Genomic DNA, 16,921 nt, shown 5'->3' on the forward strand with positions numbered 1-16,921 from the left:
ATTATCAAAGGGGAGTTAATTATGGAAAGATGTGAAATATTAAAAGAGGAATATATAAAGCAAGTCCAAGAGTTAATAAATAATTGGAAAGATAAGGCTATAAAATTAAGAAAACAAGGAGCAGAAGATGATGCAATTTTAGAGAATATAAAAGTAAATGTTATTGATATATTTTCTAAAATGTTTGATATAAGCTATAATAAAGTATGCAATGGAAAAGATGAAGATGATATAAAGCTTGATAACTTATATGAAACTTATCTTGAATACTTTAATAAAATACCCAAAAGCTGGATTGAGAAGAGAGAAAAAGATAAAGAACATGGGATGATGAAAGAATATTATATAGAGCAAATAAAGCTAGAGACAGCGGATATGGTGAAAAATTTATTTTTAGATCACTATAATAAAATATGTGAGGATGAATAAATGTCTAGAGATTGTATAAAACTTATGAAATGCCTTGCAGATAAATCAAGGATATTAATTATAAACAATTTAATGGAAGAACCTATGTATGTTGAATTGTTATCACAAAGATTGAATTTAGCAGCTTCTACTATATCGTTTCATTTGAAGAAGCTTGAAGATGCTGAACTGGTTTATTCTGTAAAGGAACAGTATTATATTGTATATTATTTAAATTATGATGTACTTTCAATGACAGTAAAAGATTTAATAACTTTGAACGATATAGATCGCGATGTGGAGAAAGAAAGAGAAAAGCAGTATAAAGATGGTGTTATAAAGGATTTTTTTGAATATGGAAAATTAAAATCAATTCCAGTACAACAGAAGAAGAGAAAAATAGTAATGGAAAAAATATTGGAAAGCTTCAAACCTAACAGAGAATATACAGAAAGAGAAGTAAATATAATAATTGCTGATTTTAATGATGATTTCTGCACTATTCGAAGAGATATGGTAGGTTTTGATATGCTTGAAAGAAATAATGGAATTTATAAGGTTAAAAATAACTAAAATTTTTTATAAAAGGAGGTTATCTCTATATGAACTTTGATAATGAAGCAAAGGAATGGGATAACGCAAGAAGAATAGAAAGAGCTGTAGTAATTGCTGATGAAATGAGGAAAAGCTTAGGCAACACCAAAGATAAATCAGCATTAGAATTTGGTTGTGGTACAGGGCTTATAAGTTTTAATTTAAAAAATGATTTTAAGGATATAACCTTGATTGACTTATCTCAAGAAATGATTAATGTCCTAAATGACAAAATCAAAACCTTTGGTGTATCAAACATGGAAAGTATATGTTGTGATCTATTTGATGCAAGTATGAAAAAGCAATATGACGTTGTTTACTGTTCTATGGTAATGCACCATATCATTGAGATTGAGAAAACTTTTGACAAATTTTATGATATGCTTAAAGCTTATGGAAAGCTGTGTATAGTTGATTTAGATGAAGATGGCGGTGCTCTTCATAGAGATTATAAAGACTTCGATGGACATAATGGGTTCTCTCAAAAATGGATGAGAAGTCTTTTAAGGGCAAAGGGATTTGGAAATGTGAAATCTTACACTTTTCATAAATGTTATCAAGAAATTTTAGGTGAGGAAATAAGCTACACATTGTTTATAATGACAGCTGATAAATTATAAATAATAGTATAAAAAAGCTAAAGAAAAAGTGCGAAATTTATAGATATTAAGCAAAATTTGTTTGATTATTAAAAAAATAAATAGTATATTATAATCAGGCGTTATTTAAATTGCGTGAAATTTACTATAATAAGGATGGTGAACATATTATGCTAACAGAAAAAGTTGCCAAGCTAATGAATGAACAGATAAATCATGAATTTTACTCTGCATATCTCTATCTAAGCTTTTCTAATTATTTTGTAGAAAATGGTTTGAATGGATTTGCTAATTGGTATCAAGTTCAAGCACAGGAAGAACGTGATCATGCAATGCTGCTTGTAAAGTACCTGCAAAATAATGAAGTAAAGGTTAATTATGAATCTATTAAAAGACCTGATAATACTTGGGCTAATAGTATGGAGGTTTTAAGAGCAGGACTTGAACATGAAAAATATATTACTGATTTGATACACGATATATATACTGAGGCTCAAGAGAATAAAGACTATAGAAGTTTGCAATTTTTGGACTGGTATGTTAAGGAGCAAGGCGAAGAAGAAATGAATGCTAATGAACTTATTAAAAAATTTGAGTTATTTGGTGATGATACTAGAGCTCTTTATTTGTTAGATCAAGAATTGGAAGCTCGAGTTTACGCGGCACCTTCATTAGTTTTATAATTAAGCTTCTATTAAAACATATACTAATTTAAGTGAAAGATACATAGTTTTTGAAAATCAGTCAAAATGAATTTTTATATAATATTAATAAAATAACTTATTCTAAAGAATAGACTTTGTCACAGTAAAAGCAAAGTCTATTTTTATTTGCATAATTTATTATATTACACAAAGTAATTTTGTTTAAGGTAATTGATTAAGTTTTATAGTAAGATATGTGTTAGAGTATAGGAAATGAGTTGTTATGAAAAACTAAGCAAGACATAGATAACAATATAAATAAGGATAAATAGGACAATATTATTATATTTAGTTTTTGGTTAAAATATTTTTGGAATTGACGAATGAGCTCGTAAATTATATCATTAATAAGGAAAATAAACCTCTAAGAAAAGGAGGAAGTCTATGAAGACGGAATTAAATTACAAAGAATTTTTGGAAAAATTATTAAGGTGTGCTAATGAAGAAGAAATTTCTGAATTAGTAGAGGATATTCATCCTGCAGATATACTAGATATCCTGCATCAAAATGAGGATGATTTCTTTAAAATTTTAGATCTTTTACCGGAATGGTTTCTTGCAGATATAGTTGAAGAAGAAGACGATGAGGAAAAGTATGAATTATTAAAGAGATTTTCTGAAGGAAAACAAAAAAACATACTACACGAGATGTCTTCAGATGAACTTACAGATTTAGTAGGAGTTCTTGATGAAGAAGAGTCAAATGACGTATTAGAAAAGATGGACAAAGAGGATAGAGATGATGTAAACAAACTTTTGTCATATAAACCTGATACGGCTGGTGGAATTATGGCCACTGAATTTGTATCTATAAGAGAAAATAAAACAATAGAGAAGACTCTTAAATATCTTCAAAAAGAAGGACCTGAGGCGGAAACAGCCTATTATTTATATGTTGTAGATAACGATGATATTTTAAAGGGCGTTGTCTCTTTAAGAGATATAGTATGCAATGACTTTAATACAAAAATCTCAGATATAACAAATACAAATGTAATTTCTGTGCCTTACTACATGGATCAGGAAGAAGTTGCGCAGGAGTTTAAAAAGTATGGATTCTTAACAATTCCTGTAGTCGATGAAAAAAATAAGATACTTGGAATAGTAACAGTAGATGATATAGTAGATGTAATGGAAGAAGAGACAACTGAGGATATTCACCGTTTAGGAGGAGTAGACGAAGAGGAAAGAGTAGATGGTACATTAAAGGAATCTATAAAGAGTAGACTTCCATGGCTTATAGTGAATTTGGTGACAGCTATATTAGCAGCTTCTGTAGTAGGAATTTTTGAAAGTACTATAAGTAAGGTTGTAACTTTGGCAACATTTATGCCTATAGTTGCTGGAATGGGAGGCAATGCTGGAACGCAGTCTTTAACCATAGTTGTTCGAGGAATAGCTCTTGGTGAGCTTACTGGAGAAAATGCAAAAAGAGTTTTTCTAAAAGAACTTTTAGTTGGACTCACTACAGGTATAGCAATAGGTTTTATTATTGCTGTATTAGGGTTTATATGGGAAGGAAATGTGATTTTTGGAATAGTTATAGGAGTAGCGATGATATTGAATATGATGGTTGCAACTATGGCTGGATATATAGTTCCGGTAATATTGAAAAAGCTTAAGATAGATCCTGCTCTTGCATCAGCAGTTTTTGTAACTACAGTTACTGATGTTTTAGGTTTCTTTTTCTTCTTAGGTTTAGCAACGGCATTTATAAATTATTTGATTTAAAAATATAATAAGCACATACATATTGGTGACAATTGGAATGAGAATACTTTTTATAATAGATTTCTCATTTCAATTGTTTTATTTTTGAGAAAAATAAGCATAAAAACTTGTATTTTAAGTGCAATCTATAAAAATTGCTAATAGTTTAATTTAGTAATAGAAATGGTTTACCGAAAAAATTAGATGAAGAAAATTAGAAAAACAAGATAAAAATATTTAAAAATCATTGTGATAAAATACAAGATTATTATGATTTGTTACAACGAAAAAAACTATAAAAAATAAAAGTGATTATAGCTAATTGGTTTAATTTTCTGAATTTGATATGAAATATATAGAAATTTATTGATTAGATACTATGAAAAGTTAAAAATATAACAATAAAAGCTGTGTTGACAAATGATACCAATGGAATTATGATGAGATTGTTAGATGGTCAGACCAATTATTAATTAAATACTAATGAACCAACATTTTTTAACCAATTTTATATTAGGGGGAAAAGTCTATGGTCATAATGTTCTTTTTAGCAATGCTACCAATTATCTGGCTTATTATAGCTTTAAGTGGCTTAAAAATGCCAGCTTTTAAAGCTTGTCCTATTGCACTTCTACTAACTATATTTTTATCATTAATTGTATGGAAAATGCCTTTCATGGATATGTTTACTGGAGCTCTTGAAGGAGCTGTAATGGGAATATGGCCTATATGTCTGGTAATAATAGCAGCAATCTTTACTTACAACTTAACTGTATATACTAAGAATATGGATTTAATAAAGAGAATGCTTACAAGCGTATCTATGGATAAACGTATCTTAGTGCTTATAATAGCTTGGGGCTTTGGAGGATTTATGGAAGGAATGGCTGGGTTTGGAACAGCCGTTGCTATACCCGCAAGTATGCTTTGTGGACTTGGATTCAATCCAATTTTTGCGGCGACGGTGTGCTTAGTGGCCAATGCAACTCCAACAGCTTTTGGATCCATAGGGATTCCAACTATTACGGCAGCTTCAATAACAGGGCTTGGAGCTTCTGATGTTGCAATTGCAGCAGTAACTCAGCTTGCTTTGATGATTGTAATAACACCATTTTTGATGGTAATAATGACGGGGAAATCTTTGAAATCTTTAAAGGGTGTTGGATTAATAACACTTATTTCAGGACTTGCTTTTGTAATTCCTGAATTCTTGACAGCAAAATTTGTTGGAGCTGAACTTCCAGTAGTTATAGGTTCAGTTTGTTCCATGGCAGCAACAATTTTAGCTTCTAAATTCTTAGCAAAAAAACCAGCTCCAGATTATGTACTAGAAGAAATAGCAGCAGATAGTGAGGATACCAAAATTGAATCTCTTACAGTTTCTAGAGCAATAAGAGCATGGATGCCATTTATACTTATCTTAGTATTTTTGCTTTTGACATCAAGTTTAATTCCACCAATTCATAACGTTTTGTCATCTATTAAGACATCTATTCAGATTTATTCTGGTGCTGGAGCTCCTAAGTATACCTTTACATGGGTAGCGACTCCAGGTGTACTAATTTTTATAGCTGCAATAATTGGAGGAAGAATTCAAAAAGCATCTTTTGGAGAAATATTTGGTGTATTAGGAGATAGCTTAAAACAGATGTGGAAAACAGTGATAACTATAGTATCTATTTTGGCTACAGCAAAGCTCATGGGATATAGTGGGATGATAAATGATATTGCAGCGCTTATAGTGTCTATTACTGGATCCTTTTATCCTTTAGTTGCTCCTCTTATAGGTTCTATTGGAACATTTGTTACAGGAAGTGCAACTTCATCTAGTGTATTATTTGCAGGTCTTCAAGCTCAGACAGCAGAGACTCTTAATATGAGTCCAGTATGGATGGCAGCAGCTAATACAGCAGGTGCCACAGCTGGTAAGATAATATCACCTCAAAGTATAGCTATTGCAGTAGCAGCAGCTAATACTGTTGGTGAAGAAAGCAAGATATTAAATGCATCAATTAAGTACTATATAATCTTTATAGTAGTTTTTGGATTGATCGCATTCTTTGGAGGAGGATTAATTTAGCCATATATTAAACCGATTTCATAAAAATGAGGAAAAGAATTTCTAGGACTTAAGTATAATTTTTAAACATAAATATAGACAAGAACTAGAAAATTTATAAACTTTTCTTATCAAACTTAAATCAATATGATGAATATTTAATTTTAATATATATTATGAGTAGGAAAAAACATGGGGGAATATGTATATAACAAAGTTACTCCAGAATTAGTGGAGAAATTCAAAAGGATTGCTCCAGGCAGAGTTTATATAGATGGTGATATAAATGAGGATTTTTCTCATGATGAGATGCCTATTTACGGTAAAGCATTTCCAGAGTTAGTTGTAGAAGCAATATCCACCGAAGAAGTAGCAGCTATTATGAAATTATGTAATGAGAATCTTATTCCTGTAACTCCAAGAGGAGCAGGCACTGGTCTTGCAGGTGGAGCAGTGTCTATTCATGGAGGAGTTATAATATCTACAACTAAAATGAATAAGATAATAGGCTATGACCTAGAAAACTTTGTTGTTCATGCACAAGCAGGAGTTCTTCTTAATGATCTTGCAGAGGATGCAGCTAAAAAAGGACTTTTATATCCACCAGATCCAGGTGAAAAGTTTGCTACTTTAGGGGGTAATGTATCCACTAATGCAGGTGGAATGAGAGCTGTAAAGTATGGAGCGACTAGAGACTATGTACGTGCAATGACAGTGGTTCTTCCTACTGGAGAGATAATAAAACTTGGGGCTACAGTATCTAAAACGAGTTCTGGCTACAGTTTATTAAACCTTATAATAGGGGCAGAGGGAACATTAGGTATAGTAACAGAGATGACTCTGAAATTAATCACTCAGCCAAAAGAAGTAATAAGCCTAATAATTCCTTATGCAGATTTAGATGAATGTATATCTACAGTTCCTAAATTCATAAGCAATCATCTTCATCCACAAGCTTTGGAATTCATGGAAAAGGACATAGTCATTTCTTCTGAAGCTTACCTTGGAAAGAGTGTATTCCCAAGAGTGGTTGACGGACAGGAGGTAGGTGCATATCTCCTTGTAACTTTTGATGGAGACAGTGAAGATGAATTAAATGAAATAATAGAAAAGGCTTCAGAAGTTGTCTTAGAGGCAGGAGCTATAGATGTTTTAGTAGCAGACACTCCAGCTCTTAAGAGAGATGCTTGGGCAGCAAGAAGTTCATTTCTTGAAGCTATAGAAGCTGATACAAAACTTTTAGATGAATGTGACGTAGTAGTTCCAACAAATCAAATAGCACCATATCTAAAGTATGTAAATTCTTTAGAAGATGAAATTGGAGTTACAGTAAAGAGCTTTGGACATGCTGGAGATGGAAATCTTCATATATACACATGTAGTAATGAATTAGATGAAGAAGAATTTAAAAAGAGAGTAGCAGTATTTATGGACAAGGTGTATGAAAAGGCAACCGAATGTGGAGGATTAATTTCTGGTGAGCATGGAATAGGACATGGAAAGATGGACTATCTTGCAAAATCAGTAGGAGCAGTAAATATGCGTTTAATGGAAAATATAAAGAAAGTTTTTGATCCTAATATGATCTTAAATCCAGGAAAGGTTTGTTATAAATTATAAAATAAATTAACAGAGGGGGAATAAAAAATGGCATATATAATATCAGAGGAAGCTAAAGATTTACTAGAGGACGTAAAGGAATTTTGTGAAAATGAAGTTAAAGAACAGTGTAAGGAATATGATGTGTCTGGAGAATGGCCAAAGGAGATTTATGATAAGGCAATAGAAATGCAGCTTCATTCACTTGAAGTCCCAGAAGAATATGGTGGACCAGGACTTGATAGAGTTAGTGTTGCAGCGTTGATAGAACAAATGGCTATTGCTGATGCTGGTTTTGCAACTACAATTTCAGCTAGTGGACTTGGCATGAAACCAGTTTTAATTGCGGGGTCTGAAGAGTTAAAGAAAAAAGCGTGCAATCTAATAGTAGATGGAGGTTTTGGGGCTTTCTGCCTTACAGAGCCAATGGCTGGTTCAGATGCTGGTGCTGGAAAGACAACAGCAGTAAAAGATGGAGACAGCTATGTACTAAATGGAAGAAAGTGTTTCATAACAAATGGAGCAGTGGCATCTTTTTACTGTGTAACTGCAATGACAGATAAATCTCAAGGAACAAAAGGTATCTCAATGTTTTTTGTAGAAGCTGGAACTCCTGGACTGAGTACTGGAAATCATGAAAACAAGATGGGTATAAGAACTTCAAATACCTGTGATGTAGTGTTTGAAGATTGCAGAATACCAGCTGAAAATCTTATAGGACAAGAAGGAAAAGGCTTTAAGATTGCTATGCAGACTTTAGACCAAGCAAGAACTTGGATGGGATGTGTAGCTACAGGAATTGCTCAAAGAGGCATAAATGAAGCGATTGCTTATGGAAAAGAAAGAATTCAATTTGGAAAGCCAATAATAAAGAATCAAGCTCTTCAATTTAAAATTGCAGATATGGAAATAAAAACAGAAACAGCACGTCAAATGGTTGCTCATGCTTTAACTAAAATGGATATGGGACTTCCTTATGCCAAGGAATCCGCTATTGCAAAATGTTATGCCAGTGACATAGCTATGGAAGTGTCATCAGAGGCTATTCAAATGTTTGGAGGATATGGCTATAGTAGAGAATACCCTGTAGAAAAACTTCTTAGAGATGCGAAAATATTTCAAATTTTTGAGGGAACTAATGAAATTCAAAGAATTGTCATTGCAAACAATGTAATAGGTAGATAAGTGAAGGGAGAAGGCTATGGAAATTTTAGTTTGTATAAAACAGGTACCAGATGATTCTGTTGAAATTAAATTGAATGTGGATACAAATAAGCCGGCTATAGAAAATATAACACCTGTAGTAAATGCATTTGACACTTATGCCTTAGAGATGGCAGCAAGATTTAAAGAAGCTAATGGCGGTGAGATAAGTGTTATGTGCATAGGACCAGAAAAGGCAAAGGACAGCTTGAAAAATTGTCTTGCTGTAGGTGCCAACAAAGCATTTTGGGTTAGTGATGAGGAACTGCCTGAATTAGATACATTAAGCACTAGCTATGTTATAGAGAAATCAATTAAAAAAATAGAAGAATTAAATGGAAAGAAATTTGATGTTATATTTTGTGGAAAAGAAACTACAGATTGTACATCTGGGCAGGTGGGAGCAGACCTTTCAGAGTTATTAAATGTGGGACTGATTACAAATATAATTGAAATAAATGTATCATCTTTAGGAATAAAGGCAAAGCAAGAAACAGAAGAAGGTTATAATTTGATAGAAACAAATCTTCCTTGTGTTGTAACTGTAACAAAGCCAAATTATGATCCAAGATATCCAACTATAAAGAGCAAGATGGCAGCTAGAAAGACTCCTATAACAGCATTCTTACCATCAGAATTAGAATTAGACGATAAAAAAGTTAAAAGTTATGTAAAAGTAGTAAAAGAATACGAACCTTTAAAGAGAGAAGCTGGAATAAAGATAAAGGAAGAAACTTGCGCCGATTCTGCACTTAAAGCTATTGCTATGATGGCAGAGGCAAAAGTAATTTAAGGAGGGGTTGTCATGGACAGAAATATAGATTATAAAAATATAATGGTATATGTTGAAATATCAGATGAAAAACCAGTTAATGTTGGATTAGAAATGATGACACCTGCTAGAACAATTGCAGATGCAAAAGGAGGAAAGGTCATTGCGCTTATTGTAGATAAGAATAGCAGGGATGCAGCAGAGATAGTTGCAGAAAGTGGAGCGGATGAGATTATACTAGTAGAAGCTCCAGCTTATAACGGAGATATCTATACAGAAATTTTAGAAAATTTAGTTTCAAAATATGAGCCGGCAGTTCTTATGATTGGTGGAAACCAATATGGAAAAGAAATAGCGCCACGGCTAGCCGCAAGATTTAATACAGGATGTATAACTGATGTCATAGGTGTTTCTGTAGAAGATGATGGGAAAATAGTTTGGACAACTCCTATGTATGGAGGAACAATTTTAAATGATGTTATAGTAGAAGAATCTAGACCTCAAATTATAACAGTACGTTCAGGAGCTTTTAAAAAGCCTTTAAAAGGTGATATGGCTAAAGGAAACATATTAAGTGAAAATGCATTATATAATGAAGCTTCAGTTAAAACCAATATAGTTGATACTGTAAAGGAAATTTCAGAAACAATAAACCTTGAAGAAGCAGATGTTGTAGTGTCTGGAGGACGTGGAATGGGAAGTGCGGAAAACTTTTCTTTAGTTGAAGAAATGGCACAGCTTCTTGGGGGAGTTGTTGGAGCTACAAGACCTGCTATAGAAGCTGAATGGGTATCGCGGGCTCATCAGGTTGGACAATCAGGAAAGATAGTATCACCAAAGCTTTATATAGCTTGTGGCATATCTGGAGCAACTCAGCATATGTCAGGAATGGTTGGATCAGATTATATTGTTGCTATAAATAAGGATGAGGATGCGCCGATATTTGAAGTTGCCAATGTGGGTATTGTGGGAAATGTACTTGAAGTACTTCCTGTAATGATAGAGGAAATTAAAAAGATTAAATCCTCCAATTAGACTATAACTTAATAAGACAGGGCCTATAAAATGAATGAATCACTTTATAGGTCCTGTCTTTATTTATTTTTATTCACTGGAAACTGAAATATCATTTTTAAACACTCCTGCTAATAAAAATGGACCAAAGATAATAAAATCACTAATGATTTTTATTATAAGATCTTCTGTAGTGTACAAAGGAGCATTATTAATAAGGTCAGTGGAGGATAAGAACAATAGAGCAATGCAGTTATTTACCAAGTGAAGTAGTATAGGGGCCCAGAGATTTTCGGTTTTCATGTAAACATAGGCAAAGAAAATACCAAATGCTATACAAGAACTTATATGACCAAATACGCAATGAATAGGTGTTTCAGGGCTGTATAGAGTGAAACATAGTGGAGCATGCCATATTCCCCAAATAGCTCCTAAAATAATGACACCAATTCTTTTACCGTAAACAGCCTGCATTCTTGGCTGTAAGAAGTATCTCCATCCAAACTCCTCTCCAAAGAATAATATAAAGCCAAGTAAGAAATTTGAAATTATTCCTCCAAATAATCTTCCTATGCTTGTTGTTTCAGGAAGAGGTTCAGGGCTAATTATATATGCTAAAATACTTGGCAAAAATTTTAAAATTACAAATATAAGAATAAGAAAAAATACTGTTTTTATATTTTTAGTAAATTTTAAATTTAAATCTTTAAAGGAATCACTATATATAAGTACATCAAACACAAGATATATAGAGGTAATGCCCTGAACTAAGGATAAAATCATACCAGTAATATTTGGTGATAAGAATGTTCCTATACTTACAATTAAAATTTGCATAAAAGCAGAAGCTGTAAAAATTTTAAAGAAAAAAGCTACTTCTTTGTTAAATGACAATGTAGACACTTTTTTAAAAGTTATTATGGCCGCAAGTGAAGGGATTGACATAAAAACTACTGCAAAGTTACTTGGAGTAGGGGAACCCTTTAGATTGCCGCGTGATATAAATAATAAAAGTGCAAATATAGCAATAATACTAAAATTGATAAGTAGAAAGGATTTTATTTCTTTTTTTATTTGAGATAAATCATGGTTCATTTACAACACTCCTTTAATTATTTATGAATATAATAAAGGTATTTAATAATATTATATCATTTGGAATAAAAAGAAACAATTTACATATGAAGTGCGGTTTAGATATATTAAATAATTAAAGTATATATAATTGTATTCTAGTTGAATAAATGGAAGTTTAAAGGGTGGCGTAGATAATATGTAAAACATAATTTATATAGTAGAACAAATTATGTTTAAAGGGGGTTAGGGGATGAGTCCATGTTGCGTATTATACAATGTTAATGAAATTACAGTTGAACCAGGACTTCAGAGGGTTTATATAAAATTTTCACATCTTTTGAATGAGTATTTAAAGAGAAAATATCCTAGATACTATATATGTTTGGAACTTTATCAAGGACAAGAAGATAATACTAGGTTCTATGTAGTTGCGTCTTATAATAATGTTGAGGGAATATACGAAGCTATAGTCAAAATAGGGGATGATATTAGCAGAATATATGATGCTGTATGGGGAAGTTCAGTAACTAGAAATTCAGTATTTTCTTTCTCAACTTATAACAGAAGAATTCCACCAAAATATATTTAGAATATATTGCAGTACATCCTCTTATGAGTCCAGTTATAGCTTTTAGTCAAACGGAAATAAATACAGAATTTAAATTTGACGTTAATAAAAGAGCTGATTATTAATCAGCTCTTTTTACTTTATGAATTTTTCATTATTACACTTTCAACAACATTTGCTGCACTTTCACAGGCATCACAACACTTTTCAAAGTATTCAAAGGTATCTTTCCAAGACATTAATTCAACTGGATCTTTTGAAGTAGTATATAGCTTTCTTATACTCATAGTATAAAGTCTATCTCCTTCTTCTTCTAAACCATTTAAATTTATTATAAAATCATGGATATCATGTGACTTCTTGAAGTTATGAAATTCAGACATAAGCTTTTTCAATTCATCACAGCTTTTTATTATTACCTCACAAAAGTCTAAAGCTTCTTTTTTCATAAATGTTATATTAAATATGTGCATTCTTACCAATATATCTTCAATAGCATCAGTAACATTATCTATTTCATGAGCTAGTTCGATTATGTCACCTCGATCTATAGGGGTTATAAACTCTTTAGCTAATTTATTCATCATATCATGTTTCTTTAAATCAGCAGTATGTTCAATATCGTGCATTTCTTTTATTTTTGAATCTAATGTAGAACTGTCGAAATTCAAAAGTGTTTCATTAAGAAGTGAAGCAGCATTGCAAGAATAATCAACTAATTCCGCCAACATTTTGAAATAATCATTTTCCTTTTTAATACCCATTATTAATACCCCTTTCAGTGGTGTAAAATTTTATATTAATTAAAATATCCAGATAAAAATCTTGGCCATTAAATATCCTATAATACCACAGCCAGGAAATGTAAGAACCCATGTCCAAACCATTTCTTTTACTACGCCCCAGTTTACAGAACTTAGACGTTTAGCTGCACCAACACCCATTATAGCAGTTGTTTTTGTATGAGTAGTGCTGACAGGTATTCCAGTAACAGAAGATAAAAGAAGACATCCAGCAGCGGCTAGGTCTGCAGAAAAACCTTGATATTTTTCAAGTTTAACCATATCCATACCGACAGCTTTAATAATTTTATAGCCACCTATGGATGTACCTAATGCCATAACTAGAGAGGTAACTACCATAAGCCATAGAGGAATTACAAAATTATTTACGGTACCTTGACCATTAGCTAGAAAAACTCCTAACATAAAAACACCCATAAATTTTTGTCCATCTTGAGCTCCGTGCATGAACGCCATAGAAGCACCTGCACATATTTGAGCACCTTGAAAAAAGTCAGAGGTTTTTCTTCTGTCAGATCTTTTAAAAATCAGCTCGACTAGTTTTACTGTAATCCAGCCCATTACAAAACCTAAACCTGTTGATAAAATCAATCCATAAATTACTTTAATCCACTCACTTCCATTAATACCTGATAATCCACCTTGAAGTGCTATGGCAGCACCGGAAATACCTGCAATAAGAGCGTGACTTTCACTTGTAGGTATACCGAAATACCAAGCAGCTGTTGCCCAAGTTACTATTGCAAATAATGCAGCACATAAAGCTATCAAAGCATCATGGGGATCTCCTTGAAAATCAACCATGTTATATATGGTTTCAGCAACATTAGCGTTTATCATTGTCATTACAAAAACTCCAAGAAAATTAAAAACAGCTGCCATAAGAATAGCTGCTCGAGGACTTATAGAACGTGTAGAAACACAAGTAGCAATGGCGTTAGGAGCATCTGTCCATCCGTTTACAAGGATTACTCCAAGAGTCAAAATTACTGTTATAAGAAGAGGAATATTAGTCCTAAGTTGATTTAAAAAATCTAAAACTGAAATAGTCATGAAATTATTACCTCCAAAATCAGGATAACATCTGTTAAAAAAATTAACATTATTATAATCAAGCATATTATTGCATTATTTGATAAATATAACAATGGTTTTTTGTGTTAAATTTTCTTAACATAAAAAATATTTGAACAAAATGAATACGTTGTGATTTAAGGAAATTAGAAATGCATTAAAAAAAATTAACATTATTATATTTTCTTAATTTTCTTTTATAATTATTGACTTTAAATAGTTAGTATGATAATCTAAAGCAAGTAGTATTGGAAACTAGATGATTTAGGTTGAAAAACAAATGTAAAATGGAGGCCGAATAATTATGGTAAAAATTATATCAGATTCATCATCACTTTATTCTATTGAGCAAGCAAAAGCAAATAATCTGGAAATTACACCACTTTCAGTCACAATCAATAATGTGACATATAAAGAATATGAAGAAATTCAAACTGAAGAATTTATAGATATAATCAATGAAGGACATATACCAGTATCATCTCAACCATCTATAGGAGAAGTTATAGAGTTATATAACAAATATCCTAATGATGAAATTATCAATATATGTATGGCAGATGGACTTTCGGGCACCTATAATTCAGCATGTACTGCTAAGCATCTTGTTGAAAATTCAGACAGGATAGATGTAGTAAACTCAAAAACATTATGTGGACCACAGAGATATTTAGTTGATTTAGCAGTTAAACTTGCTGAAATGGACAAGCCTAAAAAAGAAATTTTAGAAGAGCTCCATAAATTAATGGAAACATCTCAATCTTATTTGATTCCGAAAGATTTCGACTTTCTAGTTAGAGGGGGAAGATTATCTCATTTAGCTGGAAGAATAGGCGCTCTCATAAATTTAGTACCTGTTATGATGCTTTCAGAAGAACGTTCAAAGCTTACTAAATTCACAGCTAAGAGAACGTTTAACAAAGCTGTTTCTAAAATATGTGAAGATCTAATTAAATTAGGTGTAGATAGCAGTTTTAAAATATATATTTCTCATGCATGTATAGAAGAATTGGCAAATACGGCAAAAAAAATAATAGAAAATAATATAGAAAATGCGGATATAGAGATTAAAAAGCTTGGACCAGCATTTACAACTCAAGGTGGACCTGGTTGTATTGCTATTCAAATGATAAAAAAACATTCTATATTGGGATAAACTTTTCGGTTAGGAGGAGTAATGGATAGACATATAAACGGGGATAGTATAGAAAAGATTTTAAATTTTCATATCCCAAGATATAGTGAGTTACCAACTGTTTCGTTATACAAAGACCAGGTAATCCTGTATATAGAAGATGTACTTAAAGTTATAAATATAAATTCGAAAGAAAGTTTACTTACGCCAACAATGGTTAACAATTATGTTAAGCAGAAGGTAGTGTCTCCACCTAAAAATAAGAGATATAGCGAAAAACATTTGGCATATTTAATAGTTGTTTGCATTTTAAAGCAGGTTTGCAGTTTAACTGAAATTTGTGAACTTATAAAAATTCAAATAGAAACTTGCCATATTGAGCATGCTTATGATTATTTTTGTGAGGAGCTAGAAAAAGCGTTAATATGCGTATTCACTAAGAATGACATTGTTTCTAGTATAGAAATCAATGATACTCTTGAAAGAAAGGTTGCTAGGGCTTCAGTAATATCTTTTGCGAATAAGCTTTTTATAAGCAAATATCTTGAGAAATGTGAAAATGAGAAATCGAATAAATAAAGTTTTTTCTAGTTTAAGCTAAAGATATAGCATAATATTATAACATATGAGCCTTTAACAAATGGCACTAAGCGTTTAATTCGGTTAGTGCCATTTTATTAATACCATTTAATTTTAGCAGCTTAATTTTTCCTTTTTAGAAGTTTTATATAATTGCTTTTTATTTATGCAAATTTACATTAATTATAAAGTTTGGTATAATTTAAAATATATATAAAGCACTATCTATTGTAATGGGGGGATTAATAATGGCTGATAAAAGAAAAATAATAGATATAGCAAAAGAGCAATTAGCATTGGATTATAATTGCAATAAAAAAGATTTTGATAAAGATGAAAATACTATAGTTCTGAATGACTTGGTAGAAGGACGGAGAATAAAGGCTAGTGAAGACAGCTATTTTAGAGCAGTATGTATTGGGGGAAAAGCTATAATAAATGTTGGAGAAGAGCTTCTTCCATGGTTCAAAGAAACATATAAGGATTTTAACTGTGCTTGGTTCTTTGAATATGAAAATTTAAGAAAGATAGAGTCGAAGTTGAAGGAAGTTGGTCATGAAATAGAGGATATACATCATTATTATCTTCCATTAGTTGATATGAAGAATGTAGAGCCAATCATGAAAGTTAAATGGTATGAAAAGGATGAGATTTTTCAATTTGAAGATGATGTAAGATTTGGGGAAGCTTTAATGTTTGACGAAGAAAATCCTGATGTTTTAGCAGTGGCAGCTTTTGATGGAGATGAAATAGTTGCTATGGCAGGTGCCTCTGAGGATTGCAGCACTATGTGGCAAATTGGAGTTAATGTTGTACCAAGCTATAGAGGAAGCGGTATAGCTAGCAATTTGGTAACACTACTTAAACAAGAAGTTTTAAAAAGAGGGAAAATACCATTTACGGGTACAGTTGAATCACACTTTAATTCACAAAATGTATCATTAAATTCTGGTTTTCGTCCAATATGGGGAGAGATATATTCTAATAGCATAGATTAATTAAGAGATAGAGAGCTTCATATAA

17 protein-coding genes are annotated in these 16,921 nt (G+C 31.7%); 14 read left to right on the top strand and 3 right to left on the bottom strand.

Features of this window, described 5'->3' with window-relative positions:
- Window positions 1–21: 21 nt before the first annotated feature.
- The 10 genes from KQH81_RS05575 (at window position 22) to KQH81_RS05620 (ending at window position 10,683) form a co-directional block, all read left to right on the top strand.
- Window positions 22–429, top strand: coding sequence for a hypothetical protein (locus KQH81_RS05575; RefSeq protein WP_027639658.1), 408 nt, complete (start codon window positions 22–24; stop codon window positions 427–429).
- Complete coding sequence (locus KQH81_RS05580; RefSeq protein ID WP_027639659.1) at window positions 430–981, top strand: DUF2087 domain-containing protein; 552 nt, start codon at window positions 430–432, stop codon at window positions 979–981.
- A 29-nt stretch (window positions 982–1,010) separates the two neighbouring features.
- Entirely contained in the window at window positions 1,011–1,622 is a 612-nt protein-coding gene (locus KQH81_RS05585) for a class I SAM-dependent DNA methyltransferase (RefSeq protein WP_099336235.1), read from the top strand.
- Between the two features lie 149 nt (window positions 1,623–1,771).
- A complete protein-coding gene (locus tag KQH81_RS05590) occupies window positions 1,772–2,284 on the top strand; it encodes a ferritin (RefSeq protein WP_027639661.1) in 513 nt (170 codons plus the stop codon).
- A gap of 405 nt (window positions 2,285–2,689) precedes the next feature.
- A complete protein-coding gene (mgtE, locus tag KQH81_RS05595; protein ID WP_099336234.1) occupies window positions 2,690–4,036 on the top strand; it encodes a magnesium transporter in 1,347 nt (448 codons plus the stop codon).
- A gap of 508 nt (window positions 4,037–4,544) precedes the next feature.
- On the top strand, window positions 4,545–6,095 hold the full coding sequence (locus tag KQH81_RS05600) for an L-lactate permease (protein WP_178311446.1): 1,551 nt from the start codon (window positions 4,545–4,547) through the stop codon (window positions 6,093–6,095).
- Between the two features lie 171 nt (window positions 6,096–6,266).
- Window positions 6,267–7,694 carry an FAD-binding oxidoreductase gene (locus KQH81_RS05605; RefSeq protein ID WP_027639664.1) on the top strand — a complete coding sequence of 476 codons (1,428 nt, stop codon included), beginning with the start codon at window positions 6,267–6,269 and terminating at the stop codon, window positions 7,692–7,694.
- A gap of 27 nt (window positions 7,695–7,721) precedes the next feature.
- Window positions 7,722–8,858 (top strand): acyl-CoA dehydrogenase family protein, encoded by a 1,137-nt coding sequence (locus tag KQH81_RS05610; protein WP_027639665.1) that lies wholly within the window; start codon window positions 7,722–7,724, stop codon window positions 8,856–8,858.
- Window positions 8,859–8,874: 16 nt separating this feature from the next.
- Window positions 8,875–9,669, top strand: a complete 795-nt coding sequence (locus KQH81_RS05615) for an electron transfer flavoprotein subunit beta/FixA family protein (RefSeq protein ID WP_027639666.1) — start codon at window positions 8,875–8,877, stop codon at window positions 9,667–9,669.
- A gap of 12 nt (window positions 9,670–9,681) precedes the next feature.
- The gene (locus KQH81_RS05620; RefSeq protein ID WP_099336231.1) at window positions 9,682–10,683 is read left to right on the top strand and encodes an electron transfer flavoprotein subunit alpha/FixB family protein; all 1,002 of its coding nucleotides are present in this window, start codon (window positions 9,682–9,684) and stop codon (window positions 10,681–10,683) included.
- A 69-nt stretch (window positions 10,684–10,752) separates the two neighbouring features.
- Here KQH81_RS05620 and KQH81_RS05625 read toward each other — a convergent pair whose 3' ends face one another.
- Complete coding sequence (locus tag KQH81_RS05625; protein WP_230029062.1) at window positions 10,753–11,757, bottom strand: CPBP family intramembrane glutamic endopeptidase; 1,005 nt, start codon at window positions 11,755–11,757, stop codon at window positions 10,753–10,755.
- Window positions 11,758–11,989: 232 nt separating this feature from the next.
- Here KQH81_RS05625 and KQH81_RS05630 point away from each other — a divergent pair, with 232 nt between their 5' ends.
- Window positions 11,990–12,328, top strand: coding sequence for a hypothetical protein (locus KQH81_RS05630; RefSeq protein WP_051196339.1), 339 nt, complete (start codon window positions 11,990–11,992; stop codon window positions 12,326–12,328).
- A gap of 119 nt (window positions 12,329–12,447) precedes the next feature.
- Here KQH81_RS05630 and KQH81_RS05635 read toward each other — a convergent pair whose 3' ends face one another.
- Both KQH81_RS05635 and KQH81_RS05640 read right to left on the bottom strand, forming a co-directional pair.
- Window positions 12,448–13,071 (bottom strand): DUF47 domain-containing protein, encoded by a 624-nt coding sequence (locus tag KQH81_RS05635; RefSeq protein WP_027639777.1) that lies wholly within the window; start codon window positions 13,069–13,071, stop codon window positions 12,448–12,450.
- Window positions 13,072–13,110: 39 nt separating this feature from the next.
- Complete coding sequence (locus KQH81_RS05640) at window positions 13,111–14,163, bottom strand: inorganic phosphate transporter (protein ID WP_074844467.1); 1,053 nt, start codon at window positions 14,161–14,163, stop codon at window positions 13,111–13,113.
- Window positions 14,164–14,488: 325 nt separating this feature from the next.
- On the opposite strand from KQH81_RS05640, the gene KQH81_RS05645 reads away from it, so the two are divergent.
- The 3 genes from KQH81_RS05645 (at window position 14,489) to KQH81_RS05655 (ending at window position 16,896) form a co-directional block, all read left to right on the top strand.
- Window positions 14,489–15,340, top strand: a complete 852-nt coding sequence (locus tag KQH81_RS05645) for a DegV family protein (protein ID WP_099336180.1) — start codon at window positions 14,489–14,491, stop codon at window positions 15,338–15,340.
- A gap of 21 nt (window positions 15,341–15,361) precedes the next feature.
- Window positions 15,362–15,898, top strand: a complete 537-nt coding sequence (locus KQH81_RS05650) for a DUF1836 domain-containing protein (protein WP_027639780.1) — start codon at window positions 15,362–15,364, stop codon at window positions 15,896–15,898.
- Between the two features lie 248 nt (window positions 15,899–16,146).
- A complete protein-coding gene (locus KQH81_RS05655) occupies window positions 16,147–16,896 on the top strand; it encodes a GNAT family N-acetyltransferase (protein ID WP_027639781.1) in 750 nt (249 codons plus the stop codon).
- Window positions 16,897–16,921 lie beyond the last annotated feature (25 nt).

It is taken from the genome of Clostridium cadaveris, from assembly GCF_020911725.1.
Taxonomy (GTDB): domain Bacteria; phylum Bacillota; class Clostridia; order Clostridiales; family Clostridiaceae; genus Clostridium_X; species Clostridium_X cadaveris.